The sequence below is a fragment of the Legionella norrlandica genome (assembly GCF_000770585.1).
Taxonomy (GTDB): Bacteria; Pseudomonadota; Gammaproteobacteria; order Legionellales; family Legionellaceae; genus Legionella; species Legionella norrlandica.
In genome coordinates this window covers 1-3,325 of the sequence record NZ_JNCF01000104.1, presented here as the reverse complement: position 1 = coordinate 3,325, position 3,325 = coordinate 1, and the positions used below count along the sequence as shown (strand labels likewise).

Genomic DNA, 3,325 nt, shown 5'->3' with positions numbered 1-3,325 from the left:
GCCAGAGTTCATTAAAAAACAGGTAAAGAAAAGAGGTAACACAAGCGAATAGTATTAGGTCATATGATTGAGGTGATTGAGGTTATATGGTCAAGAAGAGAAGCGCAAACGGTGGATGCCTTGGCAGTAAGAGGCGAAGAAGGACGTGGAATCCTGCGAAAAGCCATGGGGAGCTGGAAACGGGCTGTGAACCATGGGTGTCCGAATGGGGGAACCCGGCTGCAGCGATGCGGTCATTTGTATCTGAATACATAGGATACAAAGGCGAACTCGGGGAACTGAAACATCTAAGTACCCGAAGGAAAAGAAATCAAAAGAGATTCTCCAAGTAGCGGCGAGCGAACGGGGAGGAGCCTGGCGTGATTTATTATTGATGCGAGTAGAACGACATGGGAAGGTTGACCGAAGGGGGTGAAAGTCCCGTATACGAAGCATTGATGAGGAACTAGGCACGCGAACAAGTAGGCCGGGACACGTGAAATCCTGGTTGAAGAAGGGTGGACCATCATCCAAGGCTAAATACTACTTACTGACCGATAGTGAACCAGTACCGTGAGGGAAAGGTGAAAAGAACCCCGGAGAGGGGAGTGAAATAGAATCTGAAACCGTTTGCGTACAAGCAGTGGGAGCATGGTTTAGGCTGTGTGACTGCGTACCTTTTGTATAATGGGTCAGCGAGTTACTTTCAGTGGCGAGGTTAACTGCATAAGGGAGCCGTAGAGAGATCGAGTCTGAATAGGGCGATAGTCGCTGGGAGTAGACCCGAAACCGGGCGATCTAGCCATGTGCAGGATGAAGGTTGGGTAACACCAACTGGAGGTCCGAACCGGGTAATGTTGAAAAATTATCGGATGACGTGTGGCTAGGAGTGAAAGGCTAATCAAGCCCGGAGATAGCTGGTTCTCCCCGAAAGCTATTTAGGTAGCGCCTCGTGAATGATTACTGGGGGTAGAGCACTGTTTCGGCTAGGGGGCTGTCATGGCTTACCAAACCGATGCAAACTCCGAATACTGGCTAATTGGATCACGGGAGACACACGGCGGGTGCTAACGTCCGTCGTGAAGAGGGAAACAACCAGACCGCCAGCTAAGGTCCCGAAGTACTAGTTAAGTGGGAAACGATGTGGGAAGGCATAGACAGCCAGGAGGTTGGCTTAGAAGCAGCCATCCTTTAAAGAAAGCGTAATAGCTCACTGGTCGAGTCGGCCTGCGCGGAAGATGTAACGGGGCTAAAACTAGTCACCGAAGCTGCGGATGTGTGCGAAAGCGCACGTGGTAGGGGAGCGTTCTGTAGGCTGAAGAAGGTTCATTGAGAAGTGGGCTGGAGGTATCAGAAGTGCGAATGCTGACATAAGTAACGATAATGTGGGTGAAAAGCCCACACGCCGGAAGTCCCAGGTTTCCTGCACGACGTTAATCGGAGCAGGGTGAGTCGGCCCCTAAGGCGAGGCTGAAGAGCGTAGTCGATGGGAACCAGGTTAATATTCCTGGACTTTTTATAAGTGGTGAAGTGGGGACGAAGAAGGCTAGGTGAGCCAGGGGTTGGTAGTCCTGGTACTTGCACGTAGGGGGGAAGGCATGGCAAATCCGGTTTTCCATAACTCTGAGGTGCGAAGTGGTTCTGACACTTAGGTGTACAGAGAAGTCATTGATGCCCGGCTTCCAGGAAAAGCTGCTAGCCATAACTTATAGAGAACCGTACCGCAAACCGACACAGGTGGACAGGTAGAGAATACTAAGGCGCTTGAGAGAACTCGGGTGAAGGAACTAGGCAAAATGGTACCGTAACTTCGGGAGAAGGTACGCCCTTTTGAGTGAGTTACTACGCGTAACGAAGCCTAAGAGGGCCGCAGAGACCAGGTGGCTGCGACTGTTTATTAAAAACACAGCACTCTGCAAATTCGTAAGAAGACGTATAGGGTGTGACGCCTGCCCGGTGCCGGAAGGTTAATTGATGGGGTTATCTTCGGAGAAGCTCTTGATCGAAGCCCCGGTAAACGGCGGCCGTAACTATAACGGTCCTAAGGTAGCGAAATTCCTTGTCGGGTAAGTTCCGACCTGCACGAATGGCGTAACGATGGCCACACTGTCTCCACCCGAGACTCAGTGAAATTGAAATCGCTGTGAAGATGCAGTGTACCCGCGGCTAGACGGAAAGACCCCGTGAACCTTTACTATAGTTTTGCACTGGACTTTGATGACGACTGTGTAGGATAGGTGGGAGGCATTGAAGTGAGGACGCTAGTTCTCATGGAGCCGACCTTGAAATACCACCCTGTTGTTATTGAGGTTCTAACTTGGTCCAGTAATCCTGGATGAGGACAGTGTATGATGGGTAGTTTGACTGGGGCGGTCTCCTCCCAAAGAGTAACGGAGGAGCACAAAGGTACCCTCGGTACGGTCGGACATCGTACCAAGAGTGTAAAGGCAAAAGGGTGCTTGACTGCGAGAGTGACGGCTCGAGCAGGAACGAAAGTTGGTCTTAGTGATCCGGTGGTTCTGAATGGAAGGGCCATCGCTCAACGGATAAAAGGTACTCCGGGGATAACAGGCTGATACCGCCCAAGAGTTCATATCGACGGCGGTGTTTGGCACCTCGATGTCGGCTCATCACATCCTGGGGCTGAAGCAGGTCCCAAGGGTATGGCTGTTCGCCATTTAAAGTGGTACGCGAGCTGGGTTTAGAACGTCGTGAGACAGTTCGGTCCCTATCTGCCGTGGGCGTAGGAAAATTGAGAGGAGCTGCTCCTAGTACGAGAGGACCGGAGTGGACGAACCTCTGGTGTACCGGTTGTCACGCCAGTGGCACAGCCGGGTAGCTAAGTTCGGACGGGATAACCGCTGAAAGCATCTAAGCGGGAAGCCTCCCTCAAGATGAGTTTTCCCATGAAGCCCGTTGAAGACTACGACGTTGATAGGCAAGGTGTGGAAGCGCAGTAATGTGTGGAGCTAACTTGTACTAATTGGCTGATTGTCTTGACCATATAATCTGAGTGACTTCAGATTATGTGAAGTAAACTGAATACGAATTGATTGTGGACTCTTTTTTTTACCAGACCTTAGGCTTGGTGGTGAACAGTAGATAGTGATATCACCAGCGCATGAGGTCATACGAGTTTTCCTGGCGACCATAGCGATTTGGAACCACCTGATTCCATCCCGAACTCAGAAGTGAAACAAATCAGCGCCGATGATAGTGTGAGGTCTCCTCATGCGAAAGTAGGTCATCGCCAGGGGCTTTTTTTTACTAAAGTGACTTATGTTTTGCTTTTTAATAAAAAATAGAGGTTTGTTGTTTTTAAACGGGGATAAAAAAATAAAACTAA

The 3,325-nt window shown here is 50.2% G+C and carries 2 rRNA genes; both read left to right on the top strand.

The features are described 5' to 3' along the window. The first annotated feature begins 88 nt into the window (after nt 1–88). Nucleotides 89–2,983 (top strand): 23S ribosomal RNA (locus OK13_RS13480). A gap of 136 nt (nt 2,984–3,119) precedes the next feature. Then, a 5S ribosomal RNA gene (gene rrf, locus OK13_RS13475) occupies nt 3,120–3,235 on the top strand. The last annotated feature ends 90 nt before the right edge of the window (nt 3,236–3,325 follow it).